Raw genomic sequence first — 17,019 nt, 5'->3', positions numbered from 1 at the left:
ATTCATTCTCCATTTCCAAGTCGAATAGTCGGGTTATTTTAAGTATAGCGGCAGCATTCCGTTTTTTCCAGAGTAGATGCGGCAATTTCTGAATGGAAAAAAAGGATTTTCATAAAAGTTGTCGAAAATTTCCGTTAGAGGGACTTTTGTCATTGCCAACTCAATAAATCCCCACTATAACAAACGCAACTGACATGCGCGAAAGGAAAGGCTTCTATGTTTGCTTTTATCCGAAAAAGTCTGATAGCCCGGATTCTCTGTGTGACCACAGCAGTTATCCTGGGTATCACGGCCGGTAATCTCGCCATCCAATGGGTGAATACCGGGACAGCCGTTCAAGGAACCATCAGCAGCTACAACATGAACATCGCCAGCCATTATGTAACGCAGCTTGATGCCGGACGCTACAGTGAGTTTCTGGCAGACCCGCAGGAGTCGGAGCTCTACTGGTCGCTGCGGGATGAACTGGACCAGTTCCGTACATCCATCGGAGCCCGGTATGTCTATTTCGTGAAAATTGATGAAGCTGGTCAGCCGCTGCTGATGATTGACGGCAGACCGCCTGGCGACCCGCTGGCATCCCCGATCAATGAGCAGACGGATATGCCGGATACCGCTGTCAAGTCCGTTCTCGCAGGAGAAAATGCCAGCTCTGAGCTGATCAAGAATCCTGAATACGGTGATTACATTTCAGCCTTTGTACCGGTCAAAAATGAACAGGGTGCACTAATCGGAGCGCTGGGAATCGATACGGATGTTACCGTGGTCAGTTCACTGACCCGGGATGTGCTGCTCCAGAGCCTGCCGCTCTACAGTATTATTCTTGCAGTCTCTCTGGTTGCGCTTGGCATTATCGCCTGGTTTATAACCCGTTCCTTGCGTCCGCTGCATACGATAACTGCAGGTGCGGGGGCGATGGCCGGCGGTGATCTGGCGGAGGCTTCCCGGATTCTGCACGGACGGCCGGTCAAATCCCGGGATGAGATCGGAACCGCCTATCAGGCTATGCTCAAAATGTCAGGCGAATTGAATATCCGGGTTAAAGGGATGGTCTCGAATGTATCAACAGCATCTGATTACCTGTACGGTACCTCAGAGACTTTTGCCCGTAATGCGGATGATGTGCTGCGGATGAGTGAAACGGTGAACGTAAAGATCGGAGATATTTACTCCGGAGCAAGCACGCAGACGGAAGAGGCGCAGAGCAGCGCGCTGGCGATGGATGAGATGGCGCAGGGAATCGCAAGGATTTCGGCAGCCTCTGCTTCTGTATCGGAGACTGCCGTCCAGGCGCTGGATAAGGTAAATACCTCCCAGACCGCTATGTCCCGGATGAGCCGGCAAATGGAATCCATTGCTGAATCAACAGATGAGACGATGAATATGGCTGTCCTTCTTCAGGGCTATACTGCAGAAATTGAAGGCGCTCTGGCGGCAATCAGGCAGTTCGCCGACCAGACGAAGCTTCTGGCTCTCAATGCTTCGATAGAAGCAGCCCGGGCGGGAGAACACGGACGGGGATTCACCGTCGTTGCCGGCGAGGTGCGCAAGCTGGCGGAAGGCTCTGCCTCGGCAGTGGAGCGCGTTGCAGATTTGCTGATACATATCGGAACAGTGTCTTCTGGCATAAGCACGCAGATGACGGAGGCTTCAAGAGAGGTAGGAGAAGGGGTTCGAATGTCCAAAGGGGCAGAGGAAGCCCTGGTGCTTGCAGCTGCCGCATTCCGGGAAGTGGCGGAACAGATCGTTGATGTATCTGCGACAGCAGAGGAGTTGTCTGCTGGTTCAGAGGAGGTAGCCGCCACTGTTGGCAGCATGGCTATGATTGCCGGCGGCGTTACCGAGCAGACCCGCCAGATCCGCGAGCTTACCGATCTTCAGCTGGAGAAGATCAGGGAGGTATACGAAGCCTCAAGAGTCATCAGTGTGAGTACCGGCGATATGCGTCAGGCGATCCTGCAGGTAAGGGTTTAACATAATCGGCTGCATTTGTCCTATCTACAGGATCATGCAGCCGTTTTTGTATAGCAGTTCAACAGGATTTACGGACGACCAGCTCAGTGTTGACCTGTATCTGAACATGATCTAGCCCGTCACCGCTTATTTTCTTCAGCAGCAGATCAATCGCTGATTTGGCAAGTATGTCTTTTCTAACATGAATTGTTGTCAGCTCAGGACTAATGATTCTCGCCTCAGTGATATCATCAAACCCGATAACCGCCACCTGCTCCGGAACCCGGATCTGCAATTCCTGAAGCGACTTAATGACACTGATCGCAATATAGTCATTCTCGCAAAACAGTGCAGCCGGCAATGCGGGCATAGCGGTTACCGCCTCCATGAACGGCTCCTGGGAGACAACCAGCGTTGGATCAACTGCCACTGTTGGCATGTTTCCAGGAGAAAGCCCCCCCTCCTGCAGGCCGGCGAGAAATCCTTCCTTACGCTGCTCGAAATTCACTACCCGGATTATTGATTCTACATACCCAATACTGCGGTGACCGGAGGCAAGCAGATGCCTGGCGGCCTGATAGCCGCCCATATAATTGTTAATCGAGACGAAGCTGGCATTAACCTGCCTGAAGCTGGTATCCAAAATTACCGTGCAGGGATGGATGGATTTGAGGCTCTCAATGAAGCCGGCAGGCAGATTGGTTCCAAGCAGCAACAGTCCGGCAGAGGGCTGCTCTTTTTCCATTTTTTCAATTTCCGGCTGCAGCTGCTGCATTTCCAGGGCTGAGATGACAAGGCTATACCCTGCTTGTATCGCGGCATCCGTAACATGATGAATCAGTTCGTTGAAGAAGGGCTGGGACTCGTAGTGTTCCGTTACGATGCCGGTGTTTTTGCAGGCAACAAACCGCAGCACGTTATTGTTTTTTGGCTGCGGGGCTTTATTTCCGCTCATCGTTCTTGGAATATATCCATGGCTGCGGGAGATATCGAGAATATGACGGCGGGTTGCTTCGCTGATTCCCGGCTTATTGTTAAAGGCAAGAGATACGGCTGATTTGGATACACCGGCAAGTCTGGCGATATCGTCAATTTTCATAGGGATCACTCCAACAAAAAGGATTGGCTAAAGTATAGCATGGAGGTAGAAAAAAATCACTAAAACTAAACTAAAGTGAAATATTAGTTTAGTTGCGAAGAGAATCATATTTTCGTTGACCTACAAAAAAATGAGTGCTAATATCCTCTTGTAAGCGCTTATACAGGATGTGTTCGGGAAAGTTTATATAAACTAATCTAAACAAAAATCATTACAATGAAATTATGCGGGTTGAAGATTCTCTAGGGAGGAATGGCATTATGACATTCAACGACAACGCAAACGCAAATATTAAGGTGTACGGAGAGACCGGACAATGGGGATTGTTTGAGATTAGTCTTCAGGGGCCGTCATCCGGAAATCCGTTTACAGAAATTTCGCTGGGTGCAGAGTTTATGTCTGCTGACCGAACGGTGAGCATGGCTGGCTTCTATGACGGCGGGGGGAATTATTACATCCGTTTTATGCCGGATATGCAAGGGCAATGGAGCTTCAGAACGTTCAGCAGCGTGAAGGAAATGGATGGAATAACAGGCAGCTTTCTGTGTGTTGAACCTGTTCCGGGTAACCGCGGGCCGGTATCGGTAAAGGACACCTTTCATTTCAGCTATGCGGACGGCGCGCCTTATGTCCCTGTAGGAACAACCTGCTATGCCTGGACTCACCAGGGGAGAGAGCTGGAAGAACAGACGCTGGAGACGCTGAAATCCTCCCCTTTCAATAAAATACGCATGTGTGTCTTTCCGAAATCGTACTTGTACAACAGTAATGAACCTGAGGTGTATCCGTTCGCAGGCTCATTAGAAGAAGGCTGGGATTATTTCAGCCTGAATCCGCTGTTCTTCCGCCATCTTGAAGAGCGTATTGCCGATCTCGGCAGGCTGGGCATTGAGGCGGATCTGATCCTGTTCCATCCTTATGACCGCTGGGGTTATGCTGAAATGCCGCCGGAAGCCGATGACTTGTATCTCCGTTATGTTATCTCGCGCTTGTCGGCCTTTCACAATGTCTGGTGGTCCCTTGCTAACGAATACGATCTGATGCGGAGCAAGCAGCCGGAAGACTGGGAACGCTACGCGGCAATCATTACGGCCGGCGATCCGTCCGGTCACCTGATCTCCAACCATAACTGCGGAGCCTTTTATGATTACAGCAAACCCTGGGTTACTCATTGCAGTATTCAGCGGGTGGATGTCTATAAGACCTCCGAATCGACAACAGAATGGCGTAACCGGTGGAATAAGCCGGTTGTAATTGATGAATGTGCATATGAAGGGGATGTGGATCAGGGCTGGGGCAATATTAGCGGGGAAGAGCTGACCCGGCGTTTCTGGGAAGGGGCTGTCCGCGGCGGATACGTGGGACACGGGGAGACATATCTGGATCCTGAGGAGATATTGTGGTGGTCCAAAGGCGGCAGACTGAACGGGACCAGTCCTGAACGGATCGGCTTTCTCCGGAAGATTGTGGAAGAAAGTCCGGGCAGCAGGCTTGATCCGCTTCCTTCCGCCTGGGATGTGCCCTGTGCCGGTGTAGAAGGCCAGTATTATTTGTACTATTTCGGTTTTAACCGTCCGCGGTTCCGGAATTTCGAGCTTGAGCCCGGTGTGCGTTATACGGCTGAAGTGATTGACACCTGGAATATGTCAGTCGAAAAGCAGCCCGGCACATTTGAGGGTGCATTCCGGATCAACCTTCCCGGCAGGTCCTATATGGCAGTCAGATTGATCAGGGCTGATTAAAGAATAAAGAGGCTGGCGCTGCATATTCTGATTCCACCTGCTGACAACGAGCTATGTTATAGTAATGTTTGGGAACCTTCAGGAATAGAACAAGTTACATTCATAACAGAGGTGAGTTTAATTGACGATTTCACGCAAGATTTACCGGGGAATCTGGAAAGAGGGACAGGCAGCAGCCGGACTGCAGGCATTGCAGGAAGACATCCGGGCTAAACAGCTCGTACAGGACGGAGTGCTAATGACGGCAGCGGCTTTTTCCTGGCAAAATAATGTCTTTCTTTATTACGAGTGCATCAGCGAACAGGTTGAACCGGTGAATGTGGCCGGTGCCGCCGGGCAATATCTGATAGACTGGGAAGGCGAAGCGGCTCCGCGGAAGTGGATCGAGATGATAGATGTATTTCATTTCAATGAACCGGCCGGCTATGAGCACTGGCTGCGCAAAGCGGCAGTAGAGCGGCGCGGGGGCAGAGTTGCTCACCTGAAGCGCGAGAAGGTGGCCAGCTATATTTATTATCACTACCAGCTTCAGGAGGAACGGGCGTTCCACGGCAATAAATACGATATTATCGCCATGCATGAGAATCTGCTGTTCGGCTATCAGGAATTTCCGTCTGTTGTGGAAGAGCCTGTAGTTCCGGGACGGCTGAGCACCAAAGGAACCCCGGTGCCGTGGGAGGATTCGCGGATGGATCTGCATTTCCAGCCCTGGGAGGACGACGGATATTTGTACTTCAAGCCGGTTGAGACCGTATTCGCATATTACATAGAAAATTAGCTCCGGATGCGAATGTTGTAACCGCTTCATATATTGCTGCAGGAGGACGACCTTACAGATGAATGAGAAAATGAGCAGATCTAGGGTTAGCGGATTTCTTAGGGCTGAGGGCAGGACGGTTGTAAACGGCAAGGGTGAAGAGGTATTGCTAAGCGGCTGGGGACTTGGCAATTGGCTGCTTCCGGAAGGGTATATGTGGACTACGGACGGAAACAGCCGGTTTGACCGGCCGTCAAGGATTGAGGCTGTGATCCGTGAACTTGCAGGATCAAAGTTCGCGGAGCGGTTCTGGAGGACATTCCGCAGCAGCTACATCACAAGGGAAGACATCCGGCTGATGGCTGCGCAGGGATACAATTCCGTGCGGATTCCGTTCAACTGGCGTATTCTGATGGAGGATGAGCCGGGAATTGTCTGGAAGGAGGACGGGTTTCGGCTCATTGACCGCTGCCTGGACTGGTGTGAGGAGTTCAAGCTGTATGCCTTTCTGGATCTGCACGGTGCTCCCGGTGGCCAGACGGGTGCAAATATCGACGATTCTGTTGATGATGTGCCGCGGCTCTTCACGGATGAGGACAACTGGAATAAGGGGATTGCGCTGTGGAGACAGCTCGCTGAACGGTATAAGGACCGCTGGATTGTCGGCGGCTATGACCTGCTGAACGAACCGATCAAGACTCCTTCGGCCGGACAGGATTTTGACCATCTGGTTCCGCAGCTTGTCCGGTTTTATGAAGAAGCGGTTGCGGCCATCCGGGGAGTCGATGATAAGCATATGCTGTCTATTGAAGGGCATCACTGGGCGACGGACACCAGCATTTTTCACAAAAAATATGATGACAACATGATCATTCATTTCCACAGGTACGCCTGCTACCCGGATCTCAGCTCCTTCACGGAATTCCTTGAAGTGTCCGAGAGATTGAATGCGCCGCTGTGGCTGGGGGAGAGCGGTGAGAATCTGAATGAATGGTATACCGCCATTTATCCGCTGGCTGCGGAACTGAATATAGGCTACAATCTGTGGCCGTGGAAAAAGATGGACAACACCAACTCTCCGTATTCCGTTAATCTGCCGGAAGACTGGAATCTGCTTATGGATTACACCAGAGGGGGCGTTCATCCCGGTTATGAGCAGGCAGTTGCAATTCTGGAGCAGTATCTTGAGAATATCCGGGTTGAAAACTGCCGGTATAACGCTGAAGTAACGGACGCAGTATTCAGGACACCGGGCTGTACCGTCCGTGCAACGGATTTTGATCAGCTGCCGGGCAAAGGGCAGTCCTTCAGCGGGCTGCGCCATCAAGGTAACCCGTTCAAATACCGGTCAGGAACCGGCATGCATATAGTAGAGGGGATACAACGGGGCGACTTGACTAAGCGTTTCTTCTTCGATATTTTGTGGGACCGGTTTCTGCTCGAGCTGGAGACAGGGGAGTTCGCTGCTTATACGATCAACGATACACGGGAGGACAGCAGTATCTCATTCACCTATAGTTGTAATGGGCCGGCGGTTGTGGCTCTTTTTCAGGATGATCGGGAAATAGCTTCATTAACGCTTCAATCAGGGGGGCATATGCAGACTACTTCTGCGGTAGGCTTGGCGGCTGCCGGCAGTTCCCGCTTAAAAGTTGCTGTTAAGTCAGGGACAGTGAGGCTGGAACGGATTATTTTTAATTGAAAAATAACAAACAAACAGCGCTTCTCCGGCAACCGGGGAAGCGCTGCTGTGCGCTGGAACAATACATTTGGGATGGTGCCGCCGCTGTATGTGCAGCCTGATGGGCAGCCTATTGCATAAAACGGAAGCTCTTTTGCCGGCCGTCTCCGAAATAGAGAATATTGTCGAGCTCCGAGGCCTGCAGGCCGCCTTCCTCATTCAGCACATTTCCGGCAACATAACGGCCCTTGATCTTGGCCAGAATGTTGGTAATTCCCTTGAACTGGTCATGCTCAATGACATCAATTAAAGTGCATTCGATGGCAACCGGACATTCCCGGATAACGGGTGCATTGACGGTGTGCGCCTGCTCATGCGTCAAAGCTACATGGTCAAATTTGCTAAGCTCTTGTCCAGAATGTGCTCCGCAATAGGTGACCTCGTCCATCAGCGAGCGGCCGGGAATATTAATGACGAAATCCCGCACCGCTTTGATCTGGCTGACAGCAAAGCCTTTGCTGCTGAAGCCCAGCATCATCATGTCCTTCAGTGAATAGGAAGAGGAGATAGGCGTCACATTCGGCTTGCCGTCCGCATCATAAAAGCTGACCAGGATAACCGGGAACCCGTAGTACATTTTCTCATAATCAACAGCTACTTTTTCCATTTGTGCAATCCTCCTGAATATATATACCGCTCAAGCGGCTTCTATACCAAAGGATAGCGCAAGCCGGAAAGGAGCAAGGGTGACCAGACGCACAGGCCTAGCTGTTCTCCAGTTGCAGAGCCGGACCAAAGAACTCGTAGTGAATCTGCTCTTCCTTCATCCCGAGCGCAATCAGCTCCCGGATCATGGCTTCCATGAAAGGAACGGGTCCGCACACATAGGCGTCACCAGTCACATCCACATAGCTTTTCAGGATTTCGCCTGTAATCACACCGTCAGGTCCGCCGGACAGGAAGGTCTTGGTCTTGGCGTTGCTCATGGCCGCTGCGTATTTCTCAACATCCTGGCGGAAAGCGGCAAGTGCTTCATTGCGCGCGGAATGCAGGAAGACTACCGGGCGGTCAGGTGTGACATTGGCTACAGTTTCCAGCATGCTCATCATCGGGGTAATGCCTACGCCGCCGGAGATGAACGCTACAGGTGTGGTTTTGGAGACATCAAGCATGAATTCACCTGCAGGGGCGCTAACCTCAACAGTGTCGCCTTCGTTGACCTGATTGTGCAGGTATACGGACACAACCCCATTCGGATCGTTCGCTTCCTCGCGTTTTACGGAGATGCGGAATTCGTCCGCTTTTGGCGCCTGGGACAGACTGTACTGACGGATCATGGTGTATTTCTCGCCTGGAATTAACACGCGTACAGAAATATACTGGCCCGGCTTGTAGTCCGGAACGTTCGAGCCATCCGCAGGCTTCAGATAGAAGGAGGTAATATTCCCGCTCTCCTGTACTTTACGGGCAACGGTGAAGGGTTTGAAGAAGTTCCAGCCGTTTTCCTGCTCACGGGCTTCTTTATACATGCTGTCCTCAACACCGATGAAAGCATCAGCGATAACACCGTAAGCTTCTTCCCAAGCCTGCAGAATTTCAGGTGTAGCGGCATCGCCAAGCACTTCCTTGATCGCTTTCAGCAAAAATTCACCGACAATCGGATAATGCTCAGGCTTAATGCCAAGACTTACATGCTTGTGGGCAATCTGGACTACCGCCGGCAGAATGTTCTCCAGGTTATCGATGTGTACGGCTGCGGCATACACTGCGTTCGCGAGTGCGGCCTGCTGACGGCCTTGTGCCTGGTTGGCATGGTTAAATACATTCAATAGTTCCGGGTGGGCTTCGAACAAATTCCGGTAAAAAACGGTTGTTATGGTTGTCCCGTGCTCTGCCAATACTGGCGCTGTCGACTTAACAATGTCACGTGTGTGTTGTGATAAAATAATGTTCATCCCCTCTCAATTAATCCAAAATTAATATATACCTAATTTTAATTAAAAGATATATTTAGAATACCACTTTAACAAAATAGACAATTTTATTAATATTATTTGTAATAAATATCACTTACTATGCATGCGGTTTGGAGGCTGGTTATGAGGCTGACTTTATATACAGATTACTCTTTGCGGATTCTTCTATATCTTGGAGCGAAGGAGCGGGATGAGCTGTCAACGATTCAAGGGATTTCGGATGCTTATCAAATCTCCAAAAATCATCTGATGAAGGTTTCCCATGAACTGGGGAAGGCGGGTTACATCGAAACGGTTAGGGGAAGGGGAGGCGGGATTCGCCTCGCACTGGCACCCGGAGACATTAACATCGGGGAGGTCGTCCGGCGGATGGAAGACGATCTGTATCTCGTCGAATGCTTCCATCCTTCAGGCGGCCATTGTCCGATCTCTCCGGTGTGCGGGCTGAAAGGCGTGCTGGGCAAGGCGCTCAAAGCTTATCTGCAGGTACTGGATGAATATACGCTGCAGGATTTGCTTATCAACAAAGATGATTTGCGGGCTCTTCTGGTGCAGCCGGAGCAGGTTATGCCTCCCCGAACAGCAGACGCTCCTCATCCCGGCTATGAACAGCATTAACAACCAGCAGGGCGTGAAACTGGTGAAGCACTTCCGGTGTGAGCCCTTCCCGGGCCAGCCGGGCTTTGGTGTCTCTAACAATAATCCTCAATATTTCATGATCACGGGTCAGCCGGATTACTGCGTTATGCAGGTCCGGCTGTTTCTCTTCCATTTCCTGATAGAAGCCGTCTTCCTCCGCATCGGCGTGACTTAGAATCCGCGTCTCCCAGTATTCAAGCAGATGCTCGGCCGCCTGGCGGGCCACCTCGAATTCCTTAGCCTCAAGCAGCTCCTCTACTTCTTCGGTTTTGCCGATTGCACCGGACAGACCGCCCTCATGAATGGCATGATGGGCATGCAGCTGGCGTAATGAAGGTCCTCCCATGTCGTTCATCCTCTCCGTATTTTTGATCAGTATAGCATATTGGCTGGTAGTGAAATCCCCGGTAAGGTATTCCCCGTACAACAAAGAGGGAACTCCCTATGCGGGCTTCCGGCAGTGAAGAAAGAGGGCTATAGCAGCGCTTTTCCCGGTTTTGGGGAGGGCGTATTTGCCGTTTAAGCAGATCAAGGGATTTCCCGCGGCGCAATAGGTGTTTCCCTAATGGGAACTGCCGGCCTCCGGATCCATAATGGTATTAATTGAATGATTGAATAGATTTGCGCTACCATGTCCTTCATTCTGCAAAGGAGTGTTCGTAACCGATGAAGAAGAAATTCGGCCTTAACTTTTTTAAACCGATTGAGAGCTATTCCGGAAAATGGTCCATTCTTGAAGAGAAAAATAGAGATTGGGAAAATATGTACCGCCAGCGCTGGTCTCATGATAAAGTCGTCCGCACTACTCACGGCGTTAACTGTACCGGCTCCTGCAGCTGGAAGGTATTCGTGAAGAACGGAATTATCACCTGGGAAAATCAGCAGATTGACTACCCTTCCTGCGGACCGGACATGCCGGAGTTTGAACCCCGCGGCTGTCCGCGCGGTGCGACCTTTTCGTGGTATGAGTACAGCCCGCTGCGTGTGAAATATCCATATGTACGCGGCAAGTTGTGGCGGCTGTGGCAAGCGGCCCTGCAGGAGCACGGCAATTATGTTGATGCCTGGGCAAGTATTGTGGAAGATCCCGAGAAAGCCAGCCAGTATAAAAAAGCGCGCGGCAAAGGCGGCCATATCCGCGTTAACTGGGATGATGCGCTGCATCTGATCTCGGCACAGCTGATCTACACGATCCGCAAATACGGACCGGACCGGATCGCCGGCTTTACACCAATTCCGGCCATGTCGATGGTCAGCTATGCGTCCGGTGCACGCTTTATCTCGCTGCTCGGCGGCCAGATGCTGAGCTTCTATGACTGGTATGCCGATCTGCCGCCGGCTTCCCCGCAAATCTGGGGCGAGCAGACGGATGTGCCGGAGTCCTCGGACTGGTACAATTCCGGCTATCTGATCATGTGGGGCTCGAATGTCCCGCTGACACGGACACCGGATGCGCACTTTATGACTGAGGTCCGTTATAAAGGAACCAAGGTGGTTTCTGTTGCACCTGACCTTGCGGAGAATGTGAAATTCGCCGACAACTGGCTGGCTCCGAATCCGGGAACAGATGCGGCAGTGGCCCAGGCCATGACCCATGTCATTCTGAATGAATTCTACCAGGAGCGGCAGGAGCCGATGTTCCTGAACTATGCCAAGCAATATACAGATATGCCGTTCCTGATTCTGCTCGATCCGCATGAGGACGCCTGGAAAGGCGGACGCTTCCTGCGGGCAAGCGACCTCGGGGACAGCACGCCGCATTCCGACTGGAAGCCAGTTATCTATGATGAGGCAGCCGGTAAGGTGATTGTCCCTAACGGCACGATGGGCCAGCGCTGGGAGGAAGGCAAGAAGTGGAACCTGATTCTTGAGAATGAAGACGGCAGCAAGGTTGAACCGGCACTTAGTATTGAAGGCCATGGCGAAGAGTGGACGGAAATCGTATTCCCGTTCTTTGACAACTCCGGCAACGGCACATTCCGGCGGATGATTCCGGCCCGCAAAATGCGGCTGGCTGACGGAACGGAGCGCTATGTAGCTACTGTCTACGATCTGATGCTTAGCCAGTACGGGATTGCCCGTACCGCCAGCCCGCTTAACGCCAAAGACTATTATGACGAGTCTTCCCATTACACTCCGGCATGGCAGGAAAAGATTACGACGGTGAAAGCCAGCGTCGTGGTGCAGATCGCCCGCGAATTCGCCCAAAATGCCATTGATACGGGCGGCCGTTCCATGATCATCATGGGCGCCGGGATTAATCACTGGTTCAACAGTGATACCATCTATCGTTCGATTCTGAACCTGGTGGTCTTGACTGCATCGCAAGGCGTTAACGGCGGCGGCTGGGCGCATTATGTCGGCCAGGAGAAATGCCGTCCGATCGAAGGCTGGTCCACCGTGGCATTCGCCAAGGACTGGCAGGGTCCGGCGCGGCAGCAGAATGCGACCTCGTTCTTCTATTTCGCCACCGAGCAGTGGCGGTATGAAGAGAGCGGCACTGATTCGCTTAAATCTCCGACCGGCGGCGAGCTCGCTTACCAGCATCCGGCCGATTACAACGTGCTGGCTGCACGCCTCGGCTGGCTGCCGTCCTTCCCGCAGTTCAACAAGAACAGCCTGCTGTTCGCGGAAGAAGCGGCCCGGGAAGGCAAGAAATCCAACAGCGAGATCATCGGCCATGCGCTGGAGGAGATCAAATCGCGCAAAACCCGCTTTGCGGTGGAAGATCCGGGCGCACCGGAGAACTTCCCGCGTTCGCTCTTTATCTGGCGTTCCAATCTGATCTCAAGCTCGGCTAAAGGCCAGGAATACTTCATGAAGCATCTGCTCGGCGCTTCCGACGGCCTGCTTGCCGAGCCGAATGAGGAGCAGAAGCCGGAGGAAATCATCTGGCGCGAGGATGTGGAAGGTAAGCTGGATCTGATGGTTGCGATGGATTTCCGGATGACCACAACTCCGCTCTATGCAGATATTGTACTGCCGGCGGCAACCTGGTACGAGAAAACAGATCTTTCATCGACCGACATGCATCCGTTCGTTCACCCGTTCAACCCGGCGGTCAATCCGTTGTGGGAATCGCGTTCGGACTGGGATATTTACCGACAGCTGTCGGAGGTCTTCTCCGAGATGGCGAAAACTCATCTGCCGGGCGTATACAAGGACATCGTTGCTTCACCGCTTGGTCATGACTCGATCAGCGAAATCTCCCAGCCGATGGGTCTGGTCAAAGACTGGGCCAAAGGTGAAGTGGAGGCCATTCCGGGTAAAACAATGCCGAACCTGAGCATTGTGGAACGGGATTATACCAAAATTCATGATAAATACATTTCCCTTGGACCAAATCTGGCAGTCGGCAAAGCCGGCGCACACGGCGTCAGCTTCTCGGTTGCCGAGGAATATGAGGAATTGAAGAAGCTTAGCGGCGTGTACTTTGACGAGTCGATCAAAAACGGCCTGCCGAAGCTGCAAACAGCCCGCCAGGCGGCGGATACGATTCTGCATCTGTCCTCGGCAACCAACGGCCGTGTATCCCAGAAGGCCTATGAATCGGCCGAGAAGGATCACGGAGTTCCGCTGAAGGATATTTCAGCAGACCGTGCAGCAGAGAAGATTACCTTCCAGAGCATCACTGCACAGCCGCGTGAGGTCATTCCGACGCCGGTATTCAGCGGCTCGAACAAGCAGGGACGCCGGTATTCTCCGTTTACTACGAATATCGAACGTCTCGTGCCGTTCCGAACGCTGACCGGAAGACAGCATTTCTATATTGACCATGAAATTTTCCTGCAGTACGGGGAATCCCTGCCGGTATTTAAGCCGACACTGCCGCCGATGGTCTTCGGACCGCGCGACAAGGCAGTCAAGGGCGGCCAGGATTCGCTGGTGCTGAGATATTTGACACCGCACGGCAAATGGAACATTCACTCCACCTATCAGGATAACCAGCATATGCTGACCCTGTTCCGCGGAGGCCCGACCGTATGGATTAACAATGAGGATGCTGCAGCCCATAACATTGCGGATAATGACTGGCTGGAAGTATACAACCGTAACGGTGTTGTTACTGCTCGGGCGGTAGTCAGCCACCGGATGCCGAGAGGCACCATGTTCATGTACCATGCCCAGGACAAACATATTCAGGTTCCGGGGTCGGAGATTAACGATACCCGCGGCGGAAGCCATAATGCGCCAACACGGATTCACCTGAAGCCTACCCAGATGGTCGGCGGATACGCACAGCTCAGCTACGGTTTCAACTACTATGGCCCGATCGGCAACCAGCGCGATGTCTACGTAGCCGTACGCAAAATGAAGGAGGTTAACTGGCTTGAAAATTAAAGCGCAAGTTGCAATGGTAATGAATCTGGATAAATGCATCGGCTGTCATACCTGCAGCGTTACCTGCAAAACAACCTGGACGAACCGCAAGGGTGCGGAATACATGTGGTTCAACAATGTGGAAACGAAGCCGGGGATCGGATATCCGAAACGCTGGGAAGACCAGGAGCTCTACAAGGGCGGCTGGCAGCTGCGCAAAGGCAAGCTTGAGCTGAAGTCCGGCAACAAGCTGTCCAAGATCGCGCTCGGTAAAATCTTTTATAACCCGGATATGCCGGAAATGAAGGATTACTACGAACCGTGGACATACAATTACGAGCATCTGACCAATGCAGGGGAACAGAAGCATTCACCGGTAGCACGGGCCCATTCGGCCGTTACCGGTGAAAAGATGGACCTGGAATGGGGCCCGAACTGGGAAGACGATCTGGCCGGTGCGCATGTCACCGGTCCGCTCGACCCGAACATCCAGAAAATCGAGGAAGAGATTAAATTCAACTTCGAGAAATCGTTTATGGTCTATCTGCCCCGCCTCTGCGAACACTGTCTGAACCCGAGCTGCGTCGCCTCCTGTCCTTCAGGAGCGATGTACAAACGGGAAGAGGACGGGATCGTCCTGGTTGACCAGGAAGCCTGCCGCGGCTGGAGATACTGCATGACCGGCTGTCCGTACAAGAAGGTCTACTTCAACTGGCAGACCAACAAGGCGGAGAAATGCACCTTCTGCTTCCCGCGCGTGGAAGCAGGCCTGCCGACAGTCTGCTCGGAGACCTGTACCGGCCGTATCCGCTATCTGGGTGTTCTGCTGTACGACGCCGACAAGGTGCTTGAAGCAGCTTCCACACCTGATGTGCAGGATCTGTACAAGGCGCAATGCGATTTGTTTATGAATCCGCATGATCCGGAGGTCATTGCTCAGGCCAGAAAAGACGGCATTTCCGAGGACTGGCTGGAAGCCGCCCAGAACTCACCGGTATACAAGCTGGCGATCGAGCACAAGCTGGCTTTCCCGCTGCATCCGGAATACCGGACGCTGCCGATGGTCTGGTATGTACCGCCGCTTAGCCCAATCATGAACTACTTTGAAGGCAAGGATTCGCTGAAGAATCCGGATATGATTTTCCCGGCGATTGAAGAAATGCGCACACCGATCCAATACCTGGCCAATATGCTGACCGCCGGTGATACACAGACCGTCAAAGAAGCCCTGCAGCGGATGGCGATGATGCGCTCTTACATGCGCGCCCAATCCTCCGGCCAGGAATTTGATCAGAGCCGTCTGGACCGTGTCGGAATGACTGCCCAGCAGATGGAACAGATGTACCGGCTGCTGGCGATCGCCAAATACGAGGACCGGTTCGTCATCCCGACCTCACACAAAGAGCAGCACATGAATCCTTACCGCGCTCAAGGCTCAGCCGGCTACGGCAATGGAATGGGCGATATGGGTACCGGCTCCGGCTGTGACGGCTGTGGTGCCGCCAGCTCGATCACCGAAAGCCTGAAGACCGGTAAAGACATGTACGAGGAGAATTTCTACGGGGGGATTTGGCGTGATTGATCTGACCAAATTGTACAGTTATAAAGACTCCTTCGGATATTTCGCCCTGCAGCTCATGTATCCCGAGAAGCTGGATTTTCATCCGGCTTTTCTGGAGGAGGCGTTCAGCCCGGATCATCCCGGCTACAACCATGTGCACACATACTGGACACTGATGCAGAGCTTTAGTCTGGAAGAGATTCAGGAGAGCTATGCGGCGACCTTTGATTTTCAGAAGGATTGCGCCTTATATATGACTTATTTCAAGTTTGAGGATGCCAAGGAACGCGGACAAATGCTCGCTAAGCTGAAGCTCCTCTATGAAATGTTCGGGCTGGAAATGCCGGAAGGGGAGCTGCCCGATTTCCTGCCGCTGATGTGTGAGTTTCTCTACGCAGCAGAGTGGCTGGATAATCCGGATGCGCCGGAAAACTTCAGGATGCTGATAGCGATTCTGGAGGACGGCACTTACCATCTCCTCAAGGCGCTTGAGAAAAATAACAGTCCCTATTTTCATCTTATCAAGGGGCTGCGCGAAACATTTAAAGCTTGTGCTGAACAGGAGGCCCTGAGTCAATGAATATGTACGGTCAGTTTTTATGGGTCATTTTCCCCTATATGTGTCTGGTGGTCTTTATATTCGGGCATATTTTCCGGTACCGCAAGGATCAGTTTAACTGGACAGCCAAATCCAGTGAATTTATTGAGAAAAAGCAGCTGAAATTCGGCAGCATCCTGTTCCACCTCGGGATTATGCCGGTTATTCTCGGCCATATCGGCGGTCTTGCCGTTCCCAAATCGTGGCTGGAGGCCGTTGGTGTGAGCGATCACATGTACCATATCGGGGCGGTGTATATCGGCGGAATCTTCGGTTTTGCTACACTGGCCGGTATGCTGATTCTCACTTCTCGGCGCTTTACGATCAAGAATGTCCGCAGGCTCAGCAGCGCATCTGACCTGATTGTCAACTCGTTGCTTCTATTTATAGTGTTTATGGGGATGTACTCCACTATTGTGACGAATGCTGTACAGCCTGAGTTTGACTACCGGGATACGATTTCCGTCTGGTTCCGCGGACTGTTCATGTTCCGTCCCGACCCTGCGCTGATGGCGGATGTGCCGTTTTCGTTCAAGCTGCATATCCTGTCGGGCTTTGCTATCTTTGCCTTCTGGCCGTTTACGCGCCTTGTCCATGTCTGGAGTGTTCCGTTGAATTATATAGGCAGAAGTTATATTCTATACAGAAGAAATAAAACGAATTAATGGAAAGAAGCCGCTGGTTCTTTCCCTG

Annotated in this window: 13 protein-coding genes; 9 read left to right on the top strand and 4 right to left on the bottom strand. The window is 52.2% G+C overall.

The window, feature by feature from the left end:
- Nucleotides 1-216: 216 nt before the first annotated feature.
- Entirely contained in the window at nt 217-1,974 is a 1,758-nt protein-coding gene (locus tag BLR64_RS10355; protein ID WP_090714041.1) for a methyl-accepting chemotaxis protein, read from the top strand.
- Between the two features lie 58 nt (nt 1,975-2,032).
- On the opposite strand, the gene BLR64_RS10350 is transcribed toward BLR64_RS10355, so the two are convergent.
- Nucleotides 2,033-3,052, bottom strand: a complete 1,020-nt coding sequence (locus BLR64_RS10350) for a LacI family DNA-binding transcriptional regulator (protein WP_090714040.1) — start codon at nt 3,050-3,052, stop codon at nt 2,033-2,035.
- Nucleotides 3,053-3,312: 260 nt separating this feature from the next.
- On the opposite strand from BLR64_RS10350, the gene BLR64_RS10345 reads away from it, so the two are divergent.
- From BLR64_RS10345 to BLR64_RS10335, 3 genes are all read left to right on the top strand, one after another.
- Nucleotides 3,313-4,794 (top strand): DUF5605 domain-containing protein, encoded by a 1,482-nt coding sequence (locus BLR64_RS10345; protein WP_244157663.1) that lies wholly within the window; start codon nt 3,313-3,315, stop codon nt 4,792-4,794.
- A 121-nt stretch (nt 4,795-4,915) separates the two neighbouring features.
- Complete coding sequence (locus BLR64_RS10340) at nt 4,916-5,572, top strand: hypothetical protein (RefSeq protein ID WP_090714038.1); 657 nt, start codon at nt 4,916-4,918, stop codon at nt 5,570-5,572.
- Between the two features lie 58 nt (nt 5,573-5,630).
- Nucleotides 5,631-7,253, top strand: coding sequence for a glycoside hydrolase family 5 protein (locus BLR64_RS10335; RefSeq protein WP_090714037.1), 1,623 nt, complete (start codon nt 5,631-5,633; stop codon nt 7,251-7,253).
- A gap of 109 nt (nt 7,254-7,362) precedes the next feature.
- On the opposite strand, the gene BLR64_RS10330 is transcribed toward BLR64_RS10335, so the two are convergent.
- Both BLR64_RS10330 and hmpA read right to left on the bottom strand, forming a co-directional pair.
- Complete coding sequence (locus BLR64_RS10330) at nt 7,363-7,899, bottom strand: flavin reductase family protein (RefSeq protein WP_090714036.1); 537 nt, start codon at nt 7,897-7,899, stop codon at nt 7,363-7,365.
- Between the two features lie 97 nt (nt 7,900-7,996).
- Nucleotides 7,997-9,178, bottom strand: coding sequence for an NO-inducible flavohemoprotein (gene hmpA, locus BLR64_RS10325; RefSeq protein WP_090714145.1), 1,182 nt, complete (start codon nt 9,176-9,178; stop codon nt 7,997-7,999).
- A 153-nt stretch (nt 9,179-9,331) separates the two neighbouring features.
- Between hmpA and BLR64_RS10320 the strand changes: the two genes are divergently transcribed.
- A complete protein-coding gene (locus tag BLR64_RS10320) occupies nt 9,332-9,826 on the top strand; it encodes an RrF2 family transcriptional regulator (RefSeq protein WP_090714035.1) in 495 nt (164 codons plus the stop codon).
- On the opposite strand, the gene BLR64_RS10315 is transcribed toward BLR64_RS10320, so the two are convergent.
- On the bottom strand, nt 9,774-10,193 hold the full coding sequence (locus BLR64_RS10315; protein ID WP_090714144.1) for a hypothetical protein: 420 nt from the start codon (nt 10,191-10,193) through the stop codon (nt 9,774-9,776). The two genes, BLR64_RS10320 and BLR64_RS10315, sit on opposite strands and share 53 nt — an antisense overlap.
- A gap of 320 nt (nt 10,194-10,513) precedes the next feature.
- On the opposite strand from BLR64_RS10315, the gene BLR64_RS10310 reads away from it, so the two are divergent.
- From BLR64_RS10310 to narI, 4 genes are read left to right on the top strand one after another with little or no spacing between them, the layout of a single operon-like run.
- On the top strand, nt 10,514-14,188 hold the full coding sequence (locus BLR64_RS10310) for a nitrate reductase subunit alpha (RefSeq protein WP_090714034.1): 3,675 nt from the start codon (nt 10,514-10,516) through the stop codon (nt 14,186-14,188).
- Entirely contained in the window at nt 14,178-15,749 is a 1,572-nt protein-coding gene (narH, locus tag BLR64_RS10305) for a nitrate reductase subunit beta (RefSeq protein ID WP_090714033.1), read from the top strand. The genes BLR64_RS10310 and narH overlap by 11 nt, the downstream gene beginning before the upstream one ends.
- Nucleotides 15,742-16,308 (top strand): nitrate reductase molybdenum cofactor assembly chaperone, encoded by a 567-nt coding sequence (gene narJ / locus BLR64_RS10300; RefSeq protein WP_090714032.1) that lies wholly within the window; start codon nt 15,742-15,744, stop codon nt 16,306-16,308. Before narH ends, narJ begins: the two co-directional genes overlap by 8 nt.
- Nucleotides 16,305-16,991: a respiratory nitrate reductase subunit gamma gene (gene narI, locus BLR64_RS10295; protein ID WP_090714031.1), complete on the top strand. Its 687-nt coding sequence runs from the start codon at nt 16,305-16,307 to the stop codon at nt 16,989-16,991. The genes narJ and narI overlap by 4 nt, the downstream gene beginning before the upstream one ends.
- Nucleotides 16,992-17,019 lie beyond the last annotated feature (28 nt).

It is taken from the genome of Paenibacillus typhae (genome assembly GCF_900099765.1).
GTDB lineage: Bacteria > Bacillota > Bacilli > Paenibacillales > Paenibacillaceae > Paenibacillus_AQ > Paenibacillus_AQ typhae.
This window is presented reverse-complemented; position numbering and strand designations above follow the sequence as displayed.